This window comes from Collimonas arenae (assembly GCF_000786695.1).
Lineage (GTDB): Bacteria > Pseudomonadota > Gammaproteobacteria > Burkholderiales > Burkholderiaceae_D > Collimonas > Collimonas arenae_A.
Genome location: NZ_CP009962.1, coordinates 1007414 through 1030154 on the forward strand (window position 1 = coordinate 1007414; position 22741 = coordinate 1030154).

Here is a 22741-nt window from a genome sequence, read left to right on the forward strand (position 1 = left end):
TGGATTTGCGGGTAACATATAAGTAATTATATTTTAATTAAACGTGAGAAAAGCTTTAGATGACACAATTAAATAAAACAGGTGTTGCAGCAATAGTTGTCGGCTATTTTCCTGAATACAAAATTGTAGTTAATCTCCTGAAGTCTTTATCGTCACAGGTCGATTATTTGATTTTGGTCGATAATGGTGGAACGAAGGAGGCTTACGATTTTGCACAGAAAGAAGGTCTGGATATTGAATATATACAATTTGAAAAAAACAAAGGGCTTGGGCATGCTCTGAATATGGGATTTGAGCGTGCGATAAGCTTGGGAGTGAAGTATGTGGCCACTTTTGATCAGGATAGTGCTCCAACTGCTGACCTTATCGGAAATCTCAAGAAAACTCATGAAAAATTTGCATTAGAGGGAGTTAATTGTGCTGCGGTTGGTCCAGTTTTCTTCGACCGCCGTGAGTCCAATAAAACCTATTTCCCATTTTATCTTGAGGAGAAGGGGAAAATTATATCGAGATTGCCTAATAACTGTTCCGAAAGTTATGTCGAAACTGATGCATTGATTACTTCTGGTATGTTAGTGCGAGCCGATGTTTGGGAAAATGGCGTCCATTATGATGCTGGTTTGTTTGTGGATTATACAGATACTGAATGGAGCTTTCGCGCCAGAGCAAAAGGTTATAAATTGTTTGGATGTCTAAGAATTGAAATGGGACATGCGCCATCGGATGCTCCACCCGCTCGTATATTTGGATTGAGTTTTTTCAGATACTCTCCATTGCGTCGCTTTTATTATTTTCGGAATACAGTAAGTTTTTGCCGGGCCAGTTATGTTTCCTGGACATGGAAGCGCCGTTTAACTTATGGTTTAACTCTCCGATTTTTTATCAATATTTTAATTGATGAAAAGAAATTACGTAGTTTGAAAATGATGCTTGTAGGTATTTGCGATGGCATACGCCGCAAGTCAGGCGAATTTATTGGATGAATGTATTATGAATATTTTGATTACAGGTGGCGCAGGTTTTATTGGTCAAAACTTAACTTACTCCTTACTTAAACGAGGGTTTAAGATCCGTATTTTGGATAATTTTAGCCCCCAGATTCATGTCATACGTGACTTGCCTGATGATCTGGTTGATCAAGTCGAATTGATTCGAGCGGATGTCCGTGACCGGGCGGCCTTGATTCAAGCATTGGCAGATATCGATGGCATAGTTCATTTAGCGGCTGAAACGGGGACTGCGCAATCGATGTATCAGATTGCTCACTATAATGATGTAAATAGCCAAGCAACCGCTCAATTAATGGATGTGCTCGCGAACGCACCGCATTCGATAAAAAAAATCGTTCTTGCATCGTCGAGATCGATTTATGGCGAGGGAGCGTACGATTGCAAGGTTCACGGTATCGTTTATCCTGGAGCCAGAAGCGCTGTCCAATTGAAAAGCCATCAATGGGATCCTGTTTGTCCACATTGTGGCGATGTAATAACGGCAATACCTACACCGGAGGTGGCCCGGCCAAGTCCTGCTTCCATTTACGCTGCAACAAAATATGCACAAGAAGATTTGATTCGCATTGCTGGAGATTCCCTCGGAATCGGAACGACCATATTGCGATTTCAAAATGTTTATGGTGCGGGCCAATCTCTTAATAATCCTTATACGGGGATTCTATCGATTTTTTCCACTCGAATACGTCGTGGTATGTCTCTTCCAATTTTCGAGGATGGGCAGGAGAGCCGGGATTTTGTGCATGTTAGCGATGTTGTATGTGCAATTGAATTAGCGCTTCTGAATGATGCTGCTAACGGTGGTACTTTTAATGTTGGCGCAGGCGAGCCAACATCGGTATTGCAAATTGCCAATATGTTAGTAGATGCCTTGGGTGGGAAGGTAAGGCCGGGAGTAACTGCTCAATATCGCTTGGGTGATATTCGCCATTGTTATGCTGACCTGAGCGAAATACGTACGAAACTGAAATTCGAACCACAAATATCTTTGATAAAGGGAATTGAAGCTTTCGCAAGCTGGGTTCTTTCGCAGCCTTTGCCCGAGGATGGCCTGGACAAAGCAAACGAAGAACTGAAAAAACGCAAGATGATGTCATGAGTTTGAAAACAATTTTATTTGCGGATTTGACCCGCCAGTATCTGATTGCGGGTCGCTTGGAAAAGCAAGCAACCTTTCTCGGACTGTTGAAAAATTCATTTTCTCCACGCTTCATGCCAGTGGTTATTTTTCGACTTTCTCACTGGTTTTTGCAACGAAAATTATCTCCTTTCGCTAAAATATTTGGCCTCATAAATTTTGTCTTGTTTGGTCTTGAAATTGCTGCTCGATGTGAAATCGGGCCTGGTTTATATTTTCCGCATACTCAAGGAACTGTGATCGGGGCCAATAAAATTGGGGACAACGCAACGATTTATCATAACGTGACTTTTGGTGCTCGCGAAATTGATTTGGATTACTCAGTTTCATCTCGTCCAAGTATTGGCGACAATGTAATTATCGGTGCCGGCGCAAAAATTCTCGGTCCTGTAACGGTAGGTAGTAATGCGCGCGTGGGAGCGAATGCCGTTGTTGTTGAGGATGTACCGGCAGGTGCTACCGTTGTTGGTATTCCGGCGCGCATAGTTAAGCAGGTATAAGCAAGATGATACAGACCAGTCAGCGCGTATTGTTTATTGCGCCTAGTTTTTTTGGATATGAAAAAGAGATTCAAGTAGAATTGAGGGCCGCGGGGTATGAAGTCGACTGGTATGACGACAGGCCGTCATCTACATCATTTATGAAAGCGATAATACGCTTTTGTCCCGAGCTAGTAACCAAAATAGTCAATGAGTATTTTGATAAAATTGTGACGCGAGCTACTCAGGTTGCTTATAGTGTTGTATTTGTTGTCAAAGGTGAAGCGCTCCCTGCCGGAAAAATTTTATCTTTAAAAGCCGCTTTGCCAAATGCAAAATTTCTGTACTACACGTGGGATTCTTTGAAAAATTTCAAGAACAGCCATGAAAAATTGCAATACTTTGATAAAGTGTACAGTTTTGACCGCTTTGACTCCATCGGTAATGAGAAAATCAAACATCTTCCGTTATTTTATTCTCGCGCGTATGAGTTGGTCGGAGAATTAAGCCAATTAAATGCGAAAGCCGAAATTGATCTATTATTTCTCGGATCTATACATTCAGATCGTTACTCTGTTGTACAAAGATTATGGGCCGTGACGAGAGATCTCGTGCCTGATATTCGTCTTTATGCACATTTTTTTTATCAAAGCAAATGGGTTTTCGCAGTAAGGAAAATATTTGACCGGCAATTTAGGCCGATTCCTTGGCATGATGTGAAATGGAATTCGTTGAATTTCTCTCATACACTGGAATTAATTGGGCGCAGCAAAATCTTGGTGGATATACATCACCCGGGGCAGACAGGATTAACGATGCGTACGATCGAGTGTCTGGGGGCGAGGAAAAAATTGATTACGACAAATCCTGATGTGGAAAATTATGATTTCTACAATCCCAATAATATTCTTGTAGTTGATAGATTGACTCCGGTGATACCTGGCAATTTTTTGCTCACTGTTTTCTGCCCTGTAAATGAAGAAATCTACAGAAAATACAGTTTGCGTGAATGGATAGCGGAAATATTTTCCTGAAGGACTCGGCAGCAAATGAAAAGATTTTTTGATTTAATATTGGCCTTGATTGCCTCAATAATGTTAATTATACCTATAGCTATTACTGCTTTATTGGTAAAATTTACATCAGCAGGTCCTGTTATTTACTGGTCGGACCGTGTCGGGCGCAACAACAAAATCTTTAAAATGCCGAAATTTCGCACCATGCGTACGAATACACCGGCAGTTGCAACACATTTGTTACCCGATCCTAAAAAATTTCTTACGCCGGTTGGATCTTTTTTACGTAAATCGAGTCTTGATGAATTACCTCAATTGTGGAGCATAATTATCGGCGATATGAGTTTTGTCGGTCCTAGGCCTGCGTTGTTCAATCAGAATGATTTGATCGCAATGAGAACAGAGCAAGGCGTCGATCAATTATTACCTGGATTGACGGGATGGGCACAAATCAATGGGCGAGATGAGCTGCCAATTCCTGAGAAAGTTAAACTGGATGTGGACTATCTTCGTCAACAATCATTTTTTCTCGATATAAAAATTATTTATCTCACGTTTTTAAAAGTCGTTCGTAGAGATGGTATTACTCACTGATAACCAATGAAAAATCTGAGATTTGATAGAAAAAAATGTTGTGACTTTCTTATAGTGGCAACTAACTAAATTATCGACATGATTTCTTTTTTAAGCTTATCCCGTTTTCAAAAGCAGGTGATTGCAGCATCGGCAGACCTTGTTATGCTGCCGTTGACATTTTGCCTGGCTATATGGCTGCGTCACGACGGACTTAGTAGTTGGTTGTTACATCAATACGGTCTGTTGATAGTGATGGCGCCTTTAATATCTATCCCTATTTTCATCAAGTTGGGGCTGTATCGTGCCGTTGTTCGTTTCATAGATCACAAGATTGTATATGTCGTAGTGCTTGGCGTAACACTGTCAGTAATTACTTTGGGGGCACTTGGAACATTTACACAGACGGCAGGTTATTCTCGTGCAGTTTTTGGTATCTATTGGGTCAGTGCGATCTTGTATGTGGCCGCAAGCCGTTTTTTGGCAAGAGGATATTTGCTGCGGATCAGTGGCGCTACTGGCGCCGTGCCAGTAGTAATTTATGGCGCAGGTCAGGCTGGTTCGCAACTTGCAAGTGCGCTCCGCGTCGGGAACGAATATTTACCGGTAGCATTTGTAGATGATAAAAAAGAATTGCACAGGGCAACTATTGCCGGAATAAAAGTTTTCTCGGCAAATGATTTGCCAGGCTTGATCGCGCGATACAACCTTAAAGAGGTGTTGTTGGCGATGCCCTCCGTCAGCAAGTTGCAGCAGAAACATATTCTTGATCAGCTTGAGCCTCTCAAAGTTAAAATTAAAGTAACTCCGCCAATCAAGAGTTTGATCAACGGTGAATTGCGTGTTCAGGATATTCGTGAGGTCGAGATAGAGGATTTGCTGGGGCGGGATCCAGTGGAGCCCAATCCGGAATTAATTTCTGCCTGTATCGTAAATAAATCGGTCTTGGTCACTGGCGCAGGGGGTTCAATTGGTTCCGAGTTGTGCCGCCAAATTATTCGGCAGCGGCCATCTCGACTGATTTTGCTTGAAATGTCTGAGTTTGGTCTGTATGCAATTGAGCAGGAACTGAGCGAGTTGCAACGAAGCCTTGGTCTAAGCATTGAATTGTTACCGTTCCTTGGTTCAGTGCTAGAAACGGAAAAATGTACGCGCATCATGCGTACGTTTTCGGTAGAAACCGTGTACCACGCAGCCGCTTATAAGCATGTACCATTAGTTGAGCACAATCCGATTGAAGGCATCCGGAATAATGTGTTTGGTACACTGAGCGTAGCTAAGGCAGCCTTGCAAGCTGGTGTTAAATCCTTCGTATTAATTTCCACCGACAAAGCAGTTCGCCCAACCAACGTGATGGGCTCGACTAAGCGTTTTGCCGAGCTGATATTGCAAGCGTTCTCCCGCGTGCAAGTCAAAGGCGCATCAAAAACGCGGTTCTGCATGGTCCGTTTTGGTAACGTACTCGGGTCGTCCGGTTCGGTGGTGCCGTTGTTCCGCAAACAGATTATGGCAGGCGGCCCTATTACTCTTACTCACCCGGAAATCACGCGTTATTTCATGACCATACCGGAAGCAGCTCAGTTGGTGCTGCAGGCTGGGGCAATGGGGCAGGGAGGCGATGTATTCGTGTTGGACATGGGCGATCCCGTAAAGATCATCGACCTGGCAACAAGAATGGTGCATTTAAGCGGATTGGAAGTGCTATCGGATCTGTCGCCGGATGGCACGATTGAAATCAACCATGTGGGTTTGCGTCCGGGAGAAAAGCTGTATGAAGAGCTCTTAATTGGTGAAAATGTCGAAGGTACCGAACACCCTTTGATCATGCGCGCGCAGGAAGTCGAGATTCCTTGGGCGATCCTTGAGGATTTACTCAGCAAACTGGATGATTCATGTAACAGATTTGCTTATGAAGAGGTGCGTGAGTTATTGCTACGCACGGTCGCCGAATATTCGCCGCAATGTGGAATTGAAGATTTCATATGGCGCGCAAAGCATCGCTTATCAAAGATAAGTGATACAACATTGCATTAATTTATCGATTTTTATTAAAATTGAATTTCCTTTATCGGGGGGCGTATGGATTTATCTGGATTATCAGTTGGTGAGCTGCGTGCGTTACAGGATCAGGTCAAACAAGCCTTGAAAGATCGGGAACACCAGGAGCAAACCAAGGCACGCGAGCAAATCCTGGCGATTGCACAAAGTGCAGGCATTTCTCTGCAAGATTTACTCGGTGCACAATCCCGTGGCAAAGGCGCGACCTCCAAAGCCAAAGTGGCGGTGCGCTATCGGCATCCATTAGATGCTACGTTGCAATGGACCGGCCGTGGCCGTCAGCCTAAATGGGTGCAGGATTGGGTCGCATCGGGACAGTCTTTAGACGCAGTGCGCGTATAGCCGCCGCATAACGACGTCGTGTCCTGTAGTTGAGGGTTGCGACGACGTAGTAGTTAATCTCAGGAACCGAAGGCGTGCGCTGAAGTTCGGCGGACGTCTTGTGGTTTGGTTTCGCGCCTCATCATTGATGGTGCCAGCGCGTGGGCAACACGTTCGGCGCTTTCTGCTATGCACCGCGATATTTCCATCAAAAAATTATGCTCCCACTCTCTAAATCGATATTCAAGGCCTACGACATTCGCGGTGTAGTAGGCGTCACCCTGGATGCTGGGATCGCTCGTCAAATCGGTCGGGCATTTGGTAGTGCCGCTTGCGCCAAAGGCGAGTCCACTGTGATTATCGGCCGCGATGGACGCCTCTCCGGCCTTGAACTTGTCACCGCCTTGGCTACCGGTTTGCAGGATGCCGGTGTGGACGTGGTGGATCTTGGCGTAGTGGTAACGCCGATGGTTTATTTTGCCACTCACGTATTGGGTGCACAGTCCGGCATCATGGTTACAGGCAGTCATAATCCTCCCGATTACAACGGCTTCAAGATGGTGCTTGCCGGTGAAGCGATTTATGGTGAAGCCATCCAGCAGCTATATCAAGCCGTCGCAAACGGCAGTGCCAAGCCTACTATGGTAGTGCCTAGCGGTAGCTATCGTCAGCACGACATCAAAGATGCTTATCTGCAGCGGATCGTCAGCGATACACACCTGGTGCGGCCGATGAAGATCGTGGCCGATTGCGGCAACGGCGTCGCCGGCGCTTTTGCCGGTGAACTGTATCGTGCGCTTGGTTGTGAGGTGGATGAGTTGTTCTGCGAGGTGGATGGTACTTTTCCTAACCATCATCCCGATCCCGCGCATCCCGAAAACCTGCAAGATGTGATTCGTGCCTTGAAGAATTCCGATGCTGAAATCGGATTGGCGTTCGATGGCGACGGCGATCGCCTGGGGGTTGTCACCAAGGATGGTCAGATCATCTATCCGGATCGTCAATTGATGCTGTTTGCAGCAGATGTATTGACGCGCAATCAGGGTAAAGAGATTCTGTATGACGTCAAATGCACGCGCCATCTTGCGCCGTGGATCGCCGAGCATGGCGGCAAACCGCTGATGTGGAAAACTGGCCATTCGCTGGTGAAGGCCAAGATGCGTGAAACAGCTGCGCCGCTGGGCGGCGAAATGAGTGGGCATATTTTCTTCAAGGACCGCTGGTATGGCTTTGACGATGGCTTGTATGCCGGTGCGCGCTTGCTGGAATTGCTCAGCAGGGAAGCGAATCCGTCTGCGGTACTGAACGCGTTGCCGCAATCATCCAGTACACCGGAGCTGCACTTGAAACTGGAAGAGGGGGAGAATTTTGGCTTGATTGAGAAATTGCAAGCTGAGGCAAAATTTCCAGGATCTGACGACATCATCAAGATCGATGGCTTACGGGTTGAATATGCAGACGGCTTCGGTCTGGCTCGGTCTTCCAATACCACGCCGGTGGTCGTGATGCGCTTCGAAGCTGAGTCCGAGCAAGCGCTGTTACGTATTCAGGCTGAATTCAAGCGCGTGATTCTGGCTGCCAAGCCGGATGCTGCGCTTCCCTTTTAATTTATTCCTGTCGATGGTTCCGGTTTGAATATTCTGATCGTCCGCGTCTCCTCTCTGGGAGACGTGGTGCATAACATGCCAATGGTGTCGGATATCCGTCGTCACTATTCAGGCGCCAATATCGACTGGGTAGTTGAGGAGGGCTACAGCGGACTGGTGCGCATGAATCCCGATGTACGGCGTATCATTCCAATTGCTTTGCGTCGTTGGCGCAAGAATTTGCTGTCGAGTGCGATACGGAGGGAAATCACCAGTTTTATGCAGCAACTCAAGCTGGATACCTACGATGTCGTGTTCGATACCCAAGGCTTGCTGAAAACCAGCATAGTGATGCGTATGGCTCGTCTGGCTCCCGGCGGGCAGCGGGTGGGGCTAGCCAATGCCACCGAAGGTTCCGGTTACGAACCGCTGTCGCGTATATTTCACACCAAGAGCGTTCAGGTAGGCCTGCATACCCATGCCGTACTACGCGCACGCGAGGTGGCTGCGGCAGCGCTGAATTACAACGTTGGGGGGGCTGTCGATTTCAACATGCGCATGCCCGATATAGAACCTTCGCAATCGCCTGCATGGTTGCAGGCTGAACCTTATGCGGTTTTTTTCCACGGCACGGCCCGTGCGGAAAAGAGATGGCCGTCTTCGAACTGGATAGAAATCGCCAGATTGTTGGCCGGACGCGGGATGACAGTATTGCTGCCTTGGGGGAGCGAGAGCGAGAGGCTTATTGCAGAGCAGATGGCTAGCCAGATGATCAATGCGAGGGTGCTACCCAAATTGTCGTTAATGGAGGCGATGCTGCTGGCCCGGCGCGCTGCGCTGGTTGTGGGGGTTGACACTGGCCTTACTCATATTGCTGCTGCCTTTGAGCGCCCGACGATCGAGTTGTACTGCGATTCTCCTCGCTGGAAGACAGAAGGAAACTGGTCCTCGAAAATTATCAATTTGGGTGACGAGGGAACGCCGCCAGCCGTGAGCGCTGTCGCGCAGGCGATCGATATGTTATTGGTATGAATTTAGGTGTACGGATTGATTATTTTCGGACTACCGCCACCAAGTTCAGAGATGGTTGCGCATTTTGGGTAATCGTTATATCTGTGTCGTCAAAGTTGAATTGTTTCTTTACGCCTGCTGGCTGACGCTTTTTCTTCAAAGCATGTATCACATTCAATAATTTCATCCTTAGAAACCTTGGTACAAACGGCAGTGTAAATGGCAACGTTATCCATTTTATTTTTGCACAGCGGCTAAGCTCGATCTCAATCACATCTTTGCGTCCGCTCATGTGCAGAATGTCTACTTCCTGGAAAATAGGTTCCAGAGATTTTTTAAGTGAGCTTGTACTGTATTCACGAATGTGCCAGCGATTCCATGGAGCTTGCCACGGTAGTAGGCGTGTGCTGCGGTCCGGAGTTACCAGAATTAATTGTCCCCCGGGTTTAAGAACCCGGCGGATTTCCAAAAGATAGTGCGCGGTCTTTTGAATATGCTCGAAAACCTGGAATGAAAGCACCGTATCAAATGACTGATCTGGAAACGGCAGTCGACTATCTGGTGCGCAGCAATGGAAAGCGATGTTATACGCTGCATAGTGCTCTTGCGCATAGGCGATCGCATCTTCGGCCACATCAACTGCGTCAACATGAATGGCATTCCGGGATATTCGCGCAGAGCCGTAGCCGCTGCCGCAGCCGTAGTCCAGCACACGCTTATCTTTGGTAAATTTTTCAGCAAAATTGTAGGTGGCGATATGCATCGCGTAGATGACATAATCTTCGATCGAAGAGTCGTAGTGCTCAAGGATCATTCTTTCGCCGGTGGGTTCGAGATTCATGGTGTCGTATGCAAATAGAAATTAGATGAACTGCTTCGTACGTCGCGAAAATATGAGCATGAGATAAGCGAATAGAAAGCAAATACTGTCGCCCAATATGGTCACCAGGCGAAAGCCGACAATCACAAGAAGAGCGCTTGATCCGGGGTAGCTGGGAGTGAGCATACCGAGCATGAGCACTTCGCGGACGCCTAAGCCAGCAGGCGCACCCGGCGTGAAAAAACCGGCAACCCATGCCAGTGCAAAACTGGCCAGCAGCAACATAAAGTCGTGTTTCATTTCCGGTAGCAATACCGTCACCATGACAAAGATCCCTGCGCCAATCGTGACGTAATTCAAACTATAGGCACCAAATGCCTGAAACAATGTTGGTAGTCGTGGCAACATCCCTTCAAACGTAGAGTTGTTTGCCGGAGCTAGCCATTTTAACAAGCGCGGCGCCAAAGGGCGGTACAACAGCAACGTTAGAAGTAGTAAGCCGATTAGTACAGGTATAAAAACTGTTTGGTGCGCGGAGCTGAAGTTAGCCAGGCCAGCCTGTGAAAAAAAAGCACCTGTGGAGCCAACAATCAGTGCAGCGAGCAATGCGAGCAAGGTTTCTGAAAATACTGTTATAAAAAAGGGCCGTAATGTGATGCCGCGTGCCATTGACATTGCGGCGCGTCCGATGTGCTGTCCGACATTTCCTGGCAAATATTTGGCTATCTGGGTTACTCCCATGATCATTGATAATTCACGCCATGGACGAGCGTAGCCAATATCCGCGAGCATGCGTTTCCATGCCCAGGCACTTACCGGAATGATGGTGGCATAGAGCAGCGCCGCGATCACAATGCTGCCAAGTACCGGAGCTGTCAAATGTCGCGATATGTCTTTCATGGTCAACGTCTTGAACGTATATCCCATGAAAGCTACGATTGTCACCAAGCCTATCAACAAGCCTAGCGCACGATAGACCTTCTTCAGCATCGGCGTCTGGCTCTGACGACGTAGCCACTACCCAGGTCTTGGTTTATAAAGAGACTCTGTATGGCGGAAAATAGCCCAAGAGTCCATTTTCCTGGCAGAGAACGCAGCAAGGGATAAAGTGCCATATGCGGTTTGCGGTCAGTGCCGCTTCGATCATTATTTTGCTTGCGGTTGGCATCGTCGTTCTGTGCTTTATTATAAATGCGACGAGCATAGATAGGCGCGCTGATCCATTCGGTGAAGTTGGTTAATGGAAATCCATAGCACTCGAATACTTCCACTTCCAGACCGGAATTTTCTAACAACATAATGAATGAACTGCGTTCATAGCGCCTGAAATGTCCTGCCCATTTATCGCCGGCGCGCCACAATTTCATATGGGCTGGCACGGACAGCAATAAATGGCCATCGGGTTTTATCCACGATATCCACTGGGCTAACGCTTGCTGATCATGCTCTATATGCTCCAGTACGTCAAAAGCGCATAGCACGTCGAAACAATTCTTCCAGTCAGGATTGGGGGAGGCATGCAGCGGTATGTTTTGAGCAAATTTATGGATCATGGACGTCGACAACGCGCGTGCATCTGCGGACATTTCCAATGCTTCGCATTGGAAACCCTTTTGGGCCAATTCAACCAGCAGGGCCGCCGCGCCCGAGCCAATTTCAATTAGACTTCCTGTCGGGATCTTGTCCATCAGCCGGCGAATTCGCGCCCGCCTCATCAGATAACGGGGTGCCGGAACCCAACCAAGTTCAGGTATTGCCGGTCCAAGTACGGGATCAATCATCATGGTCAATCTTGAAATTTCGTTTACTGAGGAGCCATGCATGGAATTGCGCTCCGATAGCTGCCGCATCAATCTTTTTTGTTAAATCTGCATGGCAGCTTCCTTCTTTTCTGTTCATCACGATATCCGCTTGCTGTTGCACCATATCCGCTAGCGCTTGCGGGTTTCCTGCTGGTATTAGGGAAACGCAAGGCGGACAGTGTTGGAGCAATTCCCGGATAGCTGGTGAGTCGCGTGTAATCAATGGCTTTTGAGCTGCAATAATCTGAAACACCTTATTCGGAATAACGTTAGCCGCTTTCTCAGAAGTGCCAAAAATACCAAGACAGATATCTGCTTGCCGGATCCAGCTTATCAAATCCTGATAATCCGCCCATTCATGCCAATGTACGCGGGGCAATGGCTGTTCGGCCAGCATTGTCTGAATATGCGATGTTTCCTGCCCCTTACCGATCAGCATCCAATCGATCTCTTCGTGACTCAGCAAGCGAGCGGCTTCTATAATATGCTCGATTCCGTGCAAGGGAATAAACTGGCCATAGAACAGAATTCGCAATGATTCTTGAGACCGGGGAATTGGCGTTTGTGGAACGGGAAATTTCTCGGTTTCTGCACCGACCCACACGGTACCGCATTCACCATCGGGCAAATGAAATAGCGTTTCCAGTCTTGTGGCATGTACCTTTGTATCCATGAAAATTCCATCAGCAGCCCTGAGCGCAAGCCATTCAAGTCTCCAAAGAGCATGCGCAACAGGATGCCTGGCGCGAAACATTCGGCGATCATCGATCACCGTATCATAGGCAGAAATAAATACATCCCAGGCTACAGGCACGCGTCTCAGACGGGCGAAACAATGGATCACTAATATATCAAGCAAGCCCGGATAACTGATCAGGACCAGATCATGCGCAGGCAGATGTAAATAGCGCCATATTAACTGCGGATAGGAGCATAGCAAGCGCGCAATCATGCTGAATTTGCCGAAAATACCTTTAATCTGGCTTTTGTCTTCAATACCATTCCAGACATTTGCATGGCACTCAATTAATTCAATGCCATTCTTGCGAATACCGTCGCGTAGCAGCCTCACACGCGGTTTGCCAGTATCATAAGTCCCCCACAAAACAATTTTCATTGTATTCGTTCAGGCCACGATTTCGTCAGGTACCGGAGTCTCTTGCGTGTCGTGATCGAGCGAGCGGTCCAGTACCGCATTGACCCCCTTGTCATCGCGTAATCTGAAGCGAATGTCTTCGATCAGTTTGCGATTGGCTGCCAGCAGATCTGCGAGAAATGCAACCAGCAAGGTTTGAAACCCCATTACCAATAAAACGGCGGCGAGAATCAAAGACTGTATATGACCGTTACCATCTCCGCCCAGGTATTTCCACAAGAAGCGTAAACCGATCAACAGACCGGCGGCAAATAGTGCAGCCCCAATCGATCCGAAAAAGCGGAAGGGGCGATAGATGATGAAAATTCTTACGATAGTGACCATGCTACGGGACACATACGATGAGATGCTTTTGACCAGACGCGAAGGTCGTAAGTCTTCATTTACCCGGATTGGCACAGAAGTGACGCTCATGTTTTTTTGACCAGCCTGGATGATGGTTTCCAGCGTATAGGTATAGCTGCTGAATACGGTCAGGTTTTGGGCTGCGGTCCGACTGATGGCTCGAAAGCCGCTAGTGGCGTCGGCAATGTCGGTTTTGCTGGCGACGCGAACCACCCAGCTGCCCAGCTTTTGAAGGATTTTTTTCCAGGGTGAAAAATGCTCGATGGTAGCAATTGGGCGTGCGCCGATTACGATATCTGCTTGTTTGCCAAGTATAGGAGCAGTTAATGCCGGAATGTCTTCCGCATCGTATTGATTGTCGGCGTCGGTATTGACAATGACGTCCGCCTTCAGATGAAGGCAGGCTTCCAAACCGGTTATGAAGGCGCGCGCCAGACCTTGGTTACGGGTATGGCGAACCACATGATCGACGCCATTTTTGCGAGCGACGCTGACTGTGTCGTCGCTGCTGCCGTCATCAATGATCAGCCATTCTACGCAGTCAAATCCGGCGACCTTTCTTGGTAAGGCCGCAAGAGCGATGGCGAGTGTTTCTGCTTCGTTGTAGCAAGGAATTTGGATGATAAGTTTCAATTTATTTTATTTTCGATATTTGTTACTGATTGCTTGATCGCGCCATCGCAGTTGTGTCGCCGCATGATTTGGAATTAGTGGGCCAAAATAGTATTGATATGCTCAAACCGCAAAGTATGGTTAGCAAGATGACCTGCATAAGCTTCCCATTAGATTCATTTATTACATCAATGGAAAACACCAGACTTTTTCCCAGTACCACACCGTCTCGTTGAGCTATACCGAATGTTGTATCTGAGGTTAGCCAAGCGGAAACGGCCTTTCCGGGATTGCTGTCTATTCCCTCAAGGATAAGGATGGTTGGTGTAAATGCAATTTCCGGCAGAGGAAGTTTGTCATAGCAAACAATTTGATTGGTGTTATCACGTACTGACTGTGAATTTATTATTTTTTTTTGTAAAAATTTCTGATTTCGTAAGGTTAAAGAGAATATTCCTGAATTGCTGCGATTGTTATAGTTTGCCATCAAAAGGTTAATGCAAAATGTGGCAGATTGATTTAGTGTTGAAACATTAATATAGTTCCAATTAATAGACTGTTGAATATGAAAGCCCGTTACAATTTCTCCAGCTGGAATTTGTTCACGGACTGCGGGGGCTGGAAGAATGGTATGTATATATTTTTTTGAGTAATTTTCATTAAAGGAAAAGTAAATAAAAAAAATGAAAAATATCGTCCATAAAAAAATTATCTTCAAAGAGATGAGATATTTCATGAATACTGCTTCAGATAAAATGGAATCACTTGCAAAATATAGGTTGAAAGTTCTGCGCAAGCCAAAATGGTGACAATTATATTGAGAACTATTACCGGTACGCGTAATCGAATAAAAGCGACAGCAGCAGACAGTAATAGTAATGGAATGACTGGATAGAAATATCTACCTTGAGTCGCTCTTAATTGACCTTCAATTAAATAGGCGCCATATATATGGTATAAAAAAATAATAGAAAAAAATAGATTTATAAAAAAACCGTACAATGCAACTCTATCTATTTTATCTGTTGAAAGAAAACTCAAAGGCAATGATAACGTACCTAGAAATATTGATGCAACGACAGAGAAAAGTACGAGAAAACTTAAGTTCGTAAAATTTGCTGAGCCAACATAAATAGAGAAATAAACAGCGACAATAACGCTGATTATGCTTAACGGTTTTCTGTAGTGATGTTCTTGAAGACGACTATTTATATAGTAAATTAAGGAGGTATCTTCAGTTTTTTTTGGATTTTTTTTGAAAATTTTCCATAGAAGTTTTAAGATGTAAATGAGAAAGATATTTAGCAGAAAAAATAGAATATCCAAAAAACCTCTATATGGAAAGCCACGTACTGCGAACCAGATAAAGTTCAAATGGCGAGGCACCAAATCGTACTGAAGGAGTACATTTTCCCGGCCAGCACCAAGATATACAAACATTCCGTAAAACCAATTAATAGTTTGGCTAATTGCAGGTTGTGAATGTATGAAATCCAGAAAACTTAAGTTTAGTGCTACATCTAGCCCAGGTTTTCTTTCTGTGCCGGAGGTGTACAACGGATTCCCGAAATAAACAAGGTTGCGCACCATCCAGATTATTGGAATTGAGAACGCCGTCAAGCTTATACCAAGAACATGTTTAATTTTATTTGGAGTGGAAAGCTCAAAGATCAGGAAAAATATCATCGGGGCAAGCAAGACCCAAGGAGTCATCATTTTTGTACCACTTGCAATGGCAAGCCACGTTGCGCACCAATAGGCGTCTTTAATTTGACGCTCAACAATGTGGCGAGCAAAAAAATAGGTAGCTAATGCACAAAACAGAAAAAGTGGTATATCGTGCGTGGTTCCCGAGGATAGGTGGGAAACCATTGGAATAAAGCCAATGGCGGCCGCAAGTCCATTGGCACGTGGTGTGTCCAATCCGACGACTTTGAAAGTCTGGAATAAAACTAGTAACAACAATGCACCGGACAACGCCGATACAATACGTGGCAGGCGTAGCAAAAGTTCTTGATCGCTAGTGAACCAGCTGCCTATTTTCAATGGTATTGCAGCCAAGGCATAATAAATAGGCGGATGTTGCGCAATCCAGTTATAAGCTGGTTTTGCATCAGTGTTTTTTTCTACATATCCCATGATATCTGCACCAATCAGGGATTTTCCAACAGCAGGCGAACTCAATACAGGAATGCCTTTTCCGTATGCTATATCTTGAACGTAAGCATAATGTCCAATCTCATCCGGAACCGCTGAAAATGGCGTCACACAGAAAGCCAGATAGAGCGTCTTTACAAAAAAAAGCAAAGAAATTAACAGTATTGGCAACGAGTAATGAAGGAAAATATTTTGTATACGCTGCATGCACCACCTTATTTTTTAGCGAGCTAGCGCTATATATAGAAAAGTGGCGTAAAGATTTTTTAATTATCTTGTAACTCTGTTACGGCGCCAAATCATGATTTTGAGAAAGTAGACCATAAAAGAGATGCATTTATGTATCATTTTGTAACAATTCATGTCTTTATTAATTCAATGAGATATGTTATGGCTTGTTGCGAAGTTATGTATTTTTTCAGTTTGTACGTGCCACATATGCTTTTGCATCGTGCCAATAATTGGCGGAAGACAGCAGGAGTCGAACCTACCCGGGAGTGACTGGCACCCCCCACCGGGTTTGAAGCCCGGCCGCATCACCGGATACGTGTGCCTTCCTTGTGCTGCTCTATCTTATCTGGATTGATGGCGTCTACGCTATCAAAACCAGACCGTGTCACCGTCGCGTAACACATGCATGTCGCGTATGCGCCGGGTATAACCTATACGATCGAAAAACTCCAGGATTTGTATCGCGCGCTTGCGTCCCAGCCCGGTCGCATCGCGCCAGGTTGCGGCATTGACGCCGGCGACAGCTTTCGTGCCATGTTCAAGGGTTTGCTCTGTTGCCAGTTTCTTCGCCAGCGCAGCCAGCTGACGTAAACAGTCGTGGTGATAAAACAGGTCAGGTTCAATCTGATATACCAATCCTTGCCGCAGCAACTTGCGCAATAATTGTCGAACCTGTTCTTCCGGCAGGGCATACGTCCTCGCCAGTTCACGTACCCACGGAGGATCGAAATCTGCGGCTGCCAATTTTGACAGCAATTGCTGCGCTAGCCCCTGTTCGCTTTCTGACAGCGACACAGTATGTTGCGGCAAATGAAGCCACTGTCCACTACGCTGAATTGCCCCTTCGCTGAGAAGTGTGTCCAAGGCCGCGTGCCACAACGCACTGTCTAGATTCGGCTGTGCCATTCGCCGCAAACGTCCTGCATCGATACCTTGTTCATCCGGGAAGCGCGTATGAAAATCGGCGAGTGCGGTAAGCGCGCATTCCTTTAGAGAATGCCATTGGCTGGAGAGCATCACAAATTTATCCTGCTCCAGCGCTCCGGTTACAATCGTTTGTACGTCTGGCGGTAAGCGCAATGAGTCCGATGGCAAGCCGCTAAGTTGCATCAGCGTCGAAAGCCGTAAGCCGCCGATAGGCGTTGCTTGCAGTAAGGAAGTGATGCCGGCGCCATTCAGCATATGCTCCATCGCGTCGAGCCAGGCCAGGCGCCCTGGCGCACGTCGCTTTCTTGCCGGCGCTACCGGGTCCAGCACGTGGCCGCCGCCAATTGTCATGTTTGCTTGCGCATTGCGGACGATAAAGCGATCACCCGGCACGGTGCAGACAGGCGATTCGAACAGCAGCTGCACCTTGCAGTTGTGACCGGCGGTCAGCGCATTTCCCTCTAGCAACGTGAGATGGGCAACCTGGTGCATGGTCCCTAAATGGACATGCAGAGGAGAGCGGTTGCGCACCGTCAAACCGGCGTGAGCAGACAAGTGCAGTTCCGCGTCTATCCGTGTCGAGGGTATCAATGCACGAGAATCTGCCAGCCAGTCGCCGCGCTTGATGGCATCCCTGTCGATGCCGCTCAGATTGAGTGCGCAGCGTTGGCCGGCGTGGCCGCTGGCGGCGGGGCGGTTTTGTACATGCAGACTGCGTACCCGTACAGTATCACCGGACGGCATCAGTGCCAGATGATCGCCGTTGTGAACCTCGCCCGAGAAAACGGTTCCGGTTACCACGGTGCCGTGTCCTGCCAAGGTGAATACCCGGTCTATCGCCATCCTGAAGAGACCATCGGCGCGGCGCGGCGGCAAGCTTTGCGCCGCCACATGCAAATGTCGTTGCAAGGCAGCGGTTCCGGCGTCTTGCGGAAGATGCGCCGCAACCGCAAAAACCGGTATGCCTGCCAGTTTGGTGTGCACAAGCAGTTCTTGAATTTCGTTGGTAACCTCCGCAATGCGGGCCTGATCGACGCGGTCGATTTTGGTCAAGGCCACGGCGCCGACATTGACTCCCAGCCATTGCAGGATTTCCAGATGTTCCCGCGTTTGCGGCATGACGCCATCGTCGGCGGCGATCACCAGCAACGCAAAGTCGATGCCGCTGGCGCCTGCCACCATGGTGTGGATCAGGCGTTCATGTCCGGGGACATCGATGAATCCCAGTACATCGCCATTTGGCAGCGCGGTGTAGGCATAGCCAAGTTCGATCGATATGCCGCGTTCCTGCTCTTCCTTGAGGCGGTCCGTATTGACGCCGGTGAGCGCTTTGATCAGCGTGGTCTTGCCGTGATCGATATGTCCGGCGGTGCCGACGATCATAGGGATAAATCCTGCAGCTGAACCTTGAACAGGTTTTCGTCATGCTCTTCCAGGCAGCGACAATCGAGCCATAGTGCGTCGCTGGCGATCCGGCCGATAACTGGGCGCGGCAAATGCCGCAACGCTTTCTCAAGTTTGTCGAGTGCGCGGCCGTGGCGCTTGCCGCCATCGGCGGTGCTCCAGGCACGCAGCACCAGGCCGTAGCTAGGTAACTGGTCGACAGGTAAAGCGCCGCTGCCGATCTGGCTGAACATTGCTTCGGCGGTCACTGCATATTTGCCTGTTAATGCCACCTGCAATACCGGCAGCAGGCGCTCTGCCTGCGCCTGTATCTGCGGTTGACTACGGATCAGCAGGCGCAAGGTAGTTAGCCGTTCGGCCAGGAATTCCGGCGCCAGATATAACCGTAATACTGGTTCCAGCGCCGCTAGCGTGAGTTTGCCGACACGCAGCGCGCGTTTCAGCGGATTTTTCTTGATACGCTGTATCAGGTCTGCGCGGCCGACGATGATGCCTGCTTGTGGCCCGCCCAGCAGTTTGTCGCCGCTGAATGTCACCAGGTCGGCGCCCTGTCGGATGGTTTCCCGTACAGTGGTCTCTGCCGGCAAGCCCCATTGCGTCAGGTCAATCAGTGTGCCACTGCCCAGATCGACCGTGACGGCAACACCGTGAGGTCGCGCCAGCTCTGCCAGCGTAGCAACTTCGACGCTGCTGGTGAAACCGCTGACGGCGTAATTGCTGCAATGGACTTTCATCAGCATCGCACTGCGAGCGCTGATGGCGTTGGCGTAATCTGCAGGATGGGTGCGGTTGGTGGTGCCGACCTCGATCAGCTTTGCCCCGGCGCGTTGCATGATGTCGGGAATCCTGAAAGCCCCGCCGATTTCAACCAGTTCGCCGCGCGAGACGATGACTTCCTTCCTTTGCGCCAGCGCGTTCAGCATCAGGAATACCGCCGCAGCATTGTTGTTGACGATGGTTGCCGCTTCGGCCCCGGTGAGTTCGCACAATACGTCTTCCACCAGGCTGTCGCGGTCGCCGCGGCCACCGGTTTCCAGATCGAATTCAAGATTGGCGGGATTGGTCAAGGCACTAATCACTGCCTGTACGGCTTCATACGGCAGCAGCGCGCGTCCTAGGTTTGTGTGAAGCACGGTACCAGTGAGATTGAACATCGCACGCAGTTGCAGGCGGCTGGCAGTCGCAAGGCGCTGCTCCAGACTGCTGCTCAAGCTGCTATCGTCAATGGCGCTCGCCGCAAGTGTTCCGGCCAACGCCTGGCTTCTGAGTTCGTCGAGTAGCCTGCGTACGGCTGCGGTCACCTGAGTGCGTCCATATTGCGTTAGCAAGGTCTGGGTCTGAGGCAGATTCAGAACGCGGTCTACTGCGGGAATGTCGCTGGCGGCCGCAAGGATAGGACTGACCAGCGAGATTGCGCCTTTCATTCAGCCCTCCGCAGCTTGCCACAACAGCGGGTTGCCTTGACGACGAACGTAGGCGGTTTCACCCATGAGCAGATCCAGCGTCAAACTGGCCAGATCGTCGGCAACGGGTTCTACATACGGATCCTTTTCCTGATAAAAAATTTTCAGCCAGCTATGGCATGCGTCGCAGGTCTCGGCTTTGGCGCTTGCTGCGCCGGCGGCCTGTTCGTCTTCTATGGATTGATACGCGATTCCTTGGGTGGAATCGCAATAGGTGCACTTGATTCGCACCATATGCCATTCGGCGGCGCACATGCCGCATTGCAGATAGCGATGGCCCTGTGATTGCCCATCCATCCGCACGACGCTTGCAACCGGCATCGAGCCGCAGCATGGGCATAAACCCGGGGTGTCCAGCAATGGCACGTCGCGAACCTGGAAGCGCGTCACCAGATCGCTGCATATGACCTGTAAGGCAGCTGTATAGAACGGGGCGCTGGCCGGGTCGATGATTTCATTGTTGCGCCGCAAAATAGCTTCCGCCTGGCTGTCGTGCTGGTTAGGGCTGCTTTGTCTAATATGTTCTATCAGTTGGGTTAGCTGCGGCGGCAAGTCCGTTGATTTGGCGAGTTGCTCCAGCAGTTGGTCCAATATCGCTTGCCAATGCGGGCTGCGTACCTGATCAGTCGCCAGGATCAATGGCATCAGATGTGTCTGGGCGAGGTTGTTGCTGGCTTGAACCTGAGCCTGATCGTCAGGTTCCCGGGCTAGTTCGTTCAATGCCTGTTGTTGCGTCTCGGCCAGCGACGCCATCAATTTCAGGTAATCGCCGATTGGGTTGCCTGCCGCTAGCTGTCTGAGGCGTTGCGCCCGGTTGCTGAAAATATTGATGCGTTGCGGCAATCGGACACGAGGAATCGCATTGTGATCCAGGGCTTCGATTTCACCCGGTTCAAGGATACGTTGCAAAGCGCCACCTTCCTTTCGTGGGTGCGAATGACCCTTTCAAAGCAGATGGTATTAATGTAGCCTAAATATGTCCTGAGGGGGCGCACGAAAATTTCATTCGCCAGTCATGTTCCGGTACCACTCGGCGTGATGCTTGCGCGCCCAGGCTCTGCTTACCGTACCGCGTGTCATAGCGCCGACAGTGCCCTGGACCCAGATCGCAGCATAGATATGCACGATGATGCCGACAATGAGCCCAAAGCCGCACAGCGCATGCAACACCACGGCAAGCCGGATGACAAAGATCGGAAACAGCCAGGAAAACCAGGCGCGCCAGATGACGATGCCGGACAACAGCAAGCCTGCCATGCAGGCGATCATGACCCAGAACAGTAATTTCTGGCCGCCGTTGTAACGGCCTACCGGCGGCAGGTTTTCTTCGCGGTTGCTGATGACGTCGCCGACATTTTCCAGCCACGCGACATCATTTTTACTGATCAGGTTGTGCCGCCAGAAACGCAGGGTCAGCAGCGCAAAGCAGACAAACATCACCAGGCCGATGAAGGGATGCAGGATGCGGGTCCAAGGGCCGCCGCCCAGCACAAAACTGAGCCAGAACAGCGCCGGGTGAAACAAGGCCAGTCCGGATAAGGCCAGTATCACAAAGGTGATGGCGACCACCCAGTGATTGATACGCTCAGCGGCGTTGTAGCGAACGATGCTGTCTTTTGTGACATCTCGATCGGCGTTGTCGGGGTTGTTCATGGTGGCAGATCCTGTCCTGTGATGTTGGGATCGTTCGCATTGTTCTCAGGCGTAGTGAGCAGGGCGGCGCGTCTTGATGCTGCGGACTCTTGCTCTTCCGCAGCCTTGTCGTCATCTGTCACCTCGTTCGGCCCGACCTTGATATAGTGGAAGAATCCGGCCAGCGCAGTCAGTGCGATACCGGCCAGCGCCAATGGCTTGGCGACACCTTTCCACAGGCCGACCAACGGACTGATGTGCGGATTGTCTGGCAGGCCGTGGTAGAGAGAGGGTTTGTCGGCATGATGCAGCACGTACATGACGTGGGTGCCGCCCACGCCGGGCGGATCGTACAAACCGGCCTGCCCGAAGCCGCGTTCTTTGAGATCGACGATACGTTCAGCCGCATGCGCTTTCATGTCTTCCTTGGTGCCGAAGACAATGGCGCCGGTAGGGCAGGTCTTGACGCAGGCCGGCTCCTGGCCCACTGCGACCCGGTCCGAGCACAGCGTGCATTTGTAGGCTTTGTTGTCTTTCTTTGAAATCCTCGGCACATCGAACGGGCAGCCGGTGACGCAATAGCCGCAGCCAATGCAGTTTTCTTCATGGAAATCGACTATGCCATTGTTGTATTGGACGATCGCGCCGGGCGACGGACAAGCCTTGAGGCAACCCGGATCTTCGCAGTGCATGCAGCCATCCTTCCGGATCAGCCATTCGAGATTGCCGTCCGGATTTTCGTATTCTGAAAACCGCATGACGGTCCACGAGTGTTCCGTCATGTCAGGCGGATTGTCCAGCACGCCAACATTGACGCCGACCTCATCGCGCAAGTCATTCCATTCCATGCAGGCGGTCTGGCAGGCTTTGCAGCCTATGCATTTGGTGACGTCGATCAGTTTGGCGACAGTGCCGGTGACCGGTTCACGCGCGCCGGGCGGCGGCGTGGTGGTGGCAGAGACGCGTTTGACATCGAGCGATTGCAGAGCCATGGTTTCTC

The 22741-nt window shown here is 49.2% G+C and carries 21 protein-coding genes and 1 tRNA gene; 9 read left to right on the forward strand and 13 right to left on the reverse strand.

Annotated features, from left to right (window positions below; genetic code table 11):
- Positions 1-59: 59 nt before the first annotated feature.
- The 9 genes from LT85_RS25805 (at position 60) to waaC (ending at position 9213) form a co-directional block, all read left to right on the forward strand.
- Complete coding sequence (locus LT85_RS25805) at positions 60-983, forward strand: glycosyltransferase family 2 protein (RefSeq protein ID WP_081992035.1); 924 nt, start codon at positions 60-62, stop codon at positions 981-983.
- Complete coding sequence (locus tag LT85_RS04515; RefSeq protein WP_253273663.1) at positions 946-2109, forward strand: NAD-dependent epimerase/dehydratase family protein; 1164 nt, start codon at positions 946-948, stop codon at positions 2107-2109. The genes LT85_RS25805 and LT85_RS04515 overlap by 38 nt, the downstream gene beginning before the upstream one ends.
- The gene (locus LT85_RS27285; RefSeq protein ID WP_038485818.1) at positions 2106-2648 is read left to right on the forward strand and encodes a serine O-acetyltransferase; all 543 of its coding nucleotides are present in this window, start codon (positions 2106-2108) and stop codon (positions 2646-2648) included. The genes LT85_RS04515 and LT85_RS27285 overlap by 4 nt, the downstream gene beginning before the upstream one ends.
- Before the next feature lie 5 nt (positions 2649-2653).
- Positions 2654-3661, forward strand: a complete 1008-nt coding sequence (locus tag LT85_RS04525) for a hypothetical protein (RefSeq protein WP_038485820.1) — start codon at positions 2654-2656, stop codon at positions 3659-3661.
- Positions 3662-3676: 15 nt separating this feature from the next.
- Positions 3677-4237 (forward strand): sugar transferase, encoded by a 561-nt coding sequence (locus LT85_RS04530; RefSeq protein ID WP_038485823.1) that lies wholly within the window; start codon positions 3677-3679, stop codon positions 4235-4237.
- A 78-nt stretch (positions 4238-4315) separates the two neighbouring features.
- Positions 4316-6250, forward strand: coding sequence for a polysaccharide biosynthesis protein (locus LT85_RS04535; protein WP_052134643.1), 1935 nt, complete (start codon positions 4316-4318; stop codon positions 6248-6250).
- Positions 6251-6295: 45 nt separating this feature from the next.
- Positions 6296-6616 carry an H-NS histone family protein gene (locus tag LT85_RS04540; RefSeq protein ID WP_038485826.1) on the forward strand — a complete coding sequence of 107 codons (321 nt, stop codon included), beginning with the start codon at positions 6296-6298 and terminating at the stop codon, positions 6614-6616.
- A 197-nt stretch (positions 6617-6813) separates the two neighbouring features.
- Positions 6814-8202 (forward strand): phosphomannomutase/phosphoglucomutase, encoded by a 1389-nt coding sequence (locus LT85_RS04545; protein WP_038485829.1) that lies wholly within the window; start codon positions 6814-6816, stop codon positions 8200-8202.
- A gap of 24 nt (positions 8203-8226) precedes the next feature.
- Positions 8227-9213 (forward strand): lipopolysaccharide heptosyltransferase I, encoded by a 987-nt coding sequence (waaC, locus tag LT85_RS04550; RefSeq protein ID WP_038485833.1) that lies wholly within the window; start codon positions 8227-8229, stop codon positions 9211-9213.
- A gap of 19 nt (positions 9214-9232) precedes the next feature.
- On the opposite strand, the gene LT85_RS25195 is transcribed toward waaC, so the two are convergent.
- The 13 genes from LT85_RS25195 to fdxH all read right to left on the reverse strand — a co-directional run bounded on the left by LT85_RS25195 (position 9233) and on the right by fdxH (position 22733).
- Positions 9233-10033 (reverse strand): class I SAM-dependent methyltransferase, encoded by an 801-nt coding sequence (locus LT85_RS25195; protein WP_081992037.1) that lies wholly within the window; start codon positions 10031-10033, stop codon positions 9233-9235.
- A gap of 21 nt (positions 10034-10054) precedes the next feature.
- Complete coding sequence (locus tag LT85_RS04560) at positions 10055-11002, reverse strand: lysylphosphatidylglycerol synthase domain-containing protein (RefSeq protein WP_038485836.1); 948 nt, start codon at positions 11000-11002, stop codon at positions 10055-10057.
- Positions 10996-11796 (reverse strand): class I SAM-dependent methyltransferase, encoded by an 801-nt coding sequence (locus LT85_RS04565; RefSeq protein ID WP_172656939.1) that lies wholly within the window; start codon positions 11794-11796, stop codon positions 10996-10998. The genes LT85_RS04560 and LT85_RS04565 overlap by 7 nt, the downstream gene beginning before the upstream one ends.
- Positions 11786-12931, reverse strand: a complete 1146-nt coding sequence (locus LT85_RS04570; RefSeq protein ID WP_052134650.1) for a glycosyltransferase — start codon at positions 12929-12931, stop codon at positions 11786-11788. Before LT85_RS04570 ends, LT85_RS04565 begins: the two co-directional genes overlap by 11 nt.
- Positions 12932-12940: 9 nt before the next feature.
- Positions 12941-13948 carry a glycosyltransferase family 2 protein gene (locus LT85_RS04575; RefSeq protein ID WP_038485842.1) on the reverse strand — a complete coding sequence of 336 codons (1008 nt, stop codon included), beginning with the start codon at positions 13946-13948 and terminating at the stop codon, positions 12941-12943.
- A gap of 22 nt (positions 13949-13970) precedes the next feature.
- Positions 13971-14663, reverse strand: a complete 693-nt coding sequence (locus LT85_RS04580) for a hypothetical protein (RefSeq protein WP_038485845.1) — start codon at positions 14661-14663, stop codon at positions 13971-13973.
- A complete protein-coding gene (locus tag LT85_RS04585) occupies positions 14660-16195 on the reverse strand; it encodes a glycosyltransferase family 39 protein (RefSeq protein ID WP_172656940.1) in 1536 nt (511 codons plus the stop codon). The genes LT85_RS04580 and LT85_RS04585 overlap by 4 nt, the downstream gene beginning before the upstream one ends.
- Positions 16196-16546: 351 nt before the next feature.
- Positions 16547-16642: transfer RNA gene (locus LT85_RS04590), tRNA-Sec, on the reverse strand.
- 42 nt (positions 16643-16684) lie between these two features.
- Positions 16685-18625: a selenocysteine-specific translation elongation factor gene (selB, locus tag LT85_RS04595; RefSeq protein ID WP_038485851.1), complete on the reverse strand. Its 1941-nt coding sequence runs from the start codon at positions 18623-18625 to the stop codon at positions 16685-16687.
- Positions 18622-20070 carry an L-seryl-tRNA(Sec) selenium transferase gene (gene selA, locus LT85_RS04600; RefSeq protein ID WP_052134652.1) on the reverse strand — a complete coding sequence of 483 codons (1449 nt, stop codon included), beginning with the start codon at positions 20068-20070 and terminating at the stop codon, positions 18622-18624. The genes selB and selA overlap by 4 nt, the downstream gene beginning before the upstream one ends.
- Entirely contained in the window at positions 20071-21018 is a 948-nt protein-coding gene (gene fdhE / locus LT85_RS04605) for a formate dehydrogenase accessory protein FdhE (RefSeq protein ID WP_038485854.1), read from the reverse strand.
- 93 nt (positions 21019-21111) lie between these two features.
- On the reverse strand, positions 21112-21762 hold the full coding sequence (locus LT85_RS04610) for a formate dehydrogenase subunit gamma (RefSeq protein ID WP_038485857.1): 651 nt from the start codon (positions 21760-21762) through the stop codon (positions 21112-21114).
- Positions 21759-22733 (reverse strand): formate dehydrogenase subunit beta, encoded by a 975-nt coding sequence (gene fdxH, locus LT85_RS04615; protein ID WP_038485861.1) that lies wholly within the window; start codon positions 22731-22733, stop codon positions 21759-21761. Before fdxH ends, LT85_RS04610 begins: the two co-directional genes overlap by 4 nt.
- Positions 22734-22741 lie beyond the last annotated feature (8 nt).

What these genes read in the sequence shown, in the direction of transcription:
- LT85_RS25805 (WP_081992035.1), top strand. Translation starts at nt 60, where the DNA reads ATGACACAATTAAATAAAACAGGTGTTGCAGCAATAGTTGTCGGCTAT.
- LT85_RS04515 (WP_253273663.1), top strand. Translation starts at nt 946, where the DNA reads ATGGCATACGCCGCAAGTCAGGCGAATTTATTGGATGAATGTATTATG.
- LT85_RS27285 (WP_038485818.1), top strand. Translation starts at nt 2,106, where the DNA reads ATGAGTTTGAAAACAATTTTATTTGCGGATTTGACCCGCCAGTATCTG.
- LT85_RS04525 (WP_038485820.1), top strand. Translation starts at nt 2,654, where the DNA reads ATGATACAGACCAGTCAGCGCGTATTGTTTATTGCGCCTAGTTTTTTT.
- LT85_RS04530 (WP_038485823.1), top strand. Translation starts at nt 3,677, where the DNA reads ATGAAAAGATTTTTTGATTTAATATTGGCCTTGATTGCCTCAATAATG.
- LT85_RS04535 (WP_052134643.1), top strand. Translation starts at nt 4,316, where the DNA reads ATGATTTCTTTTTTAAGCTTATCCCGTTTTCAAAAGCAGGTGATTGCA.
- LT85_RS04540 (WP_038485826.1), top strand. Translation starts at nt 6,296, where the DNA reads ATGGATTTATCTGGATTATCAGTTGGTGAGCTGCGTGCGTTACAGGAT.
- LT85_RS04545 (WP_038485829.1), top strand. Translation starts at nt 6,814, where the DNA reads ATGCTCCCACTCTCTAAATCGATATTCAAGGCCTACGACATTCGCGGT.
- LT85_RS25195 (WP_081992037.1), bottom strand. Translation starts at nt 10,033, where the DNA reads ATGAATCTCGAACCCACCGGCGAAAGAATGATCCTTGAGCACTACGAC.
- LT85_RS04560 (WP_038485836.1), bottom strand. Translation starts at nt 11,002, where the DNA reads ATGCTGAAGAAGGTCTATCGTGCGCTAGGCTTGTTGATAGGCTTGGTG.
- LT85_RS04565 (WP_172656939.1), bottom strand. Translation starts at nt 11,796, where the DNA reads ATGATGATTGATCCCGTACTTGGACCGGCAATACCTGAACTTGGTTGG.
- LT85_RS04570 (WP_052134650.1), bottom strand. Translation starts at nt 12,931, where the DNA reads ATGAAAATTGTTTTGTGGGGGACTTATGATACTGGCAAACCGCGTGTG.
- LT85_RS04580 (WP_038485845.1), bottom strand. Translation starts at nt 14,663, where the DNA reads ATGAAATATCTCATCTCTTTGAAGATAATTTTTTTATGGACGATATTT.
- selB (WP_038485851.1), bottom strand. Translation starts at nt 18,625, where the DNA reads ATGATCGTCGGCACCGCCGGACATATCGATCACGGCAAGACCACGCTG.
- selA (WP_052134652.1), bottom strand. Translation starts at nt 20,070, where the DNA reads ATGAAAGGCGCAATCTCGCTGGTCAGTCCTATCCTTGCGGCCGCCAGC.
- LT85_RS04610 (WP_038485857.1), bottom strand. Translation starts at nt 21,762, where the DNA reads ATGAACAACCCCGACAACGCCGATCGAGATGTCACAAAAGACAGCATC.
- fdxH (WP_038485861.1), bottom strand. Translation starts at nt 22,733, where the DNA reads ATGGCTCTGCAATCGCTCGATGTCAAACGCGTCTCTGCCACCACCACG.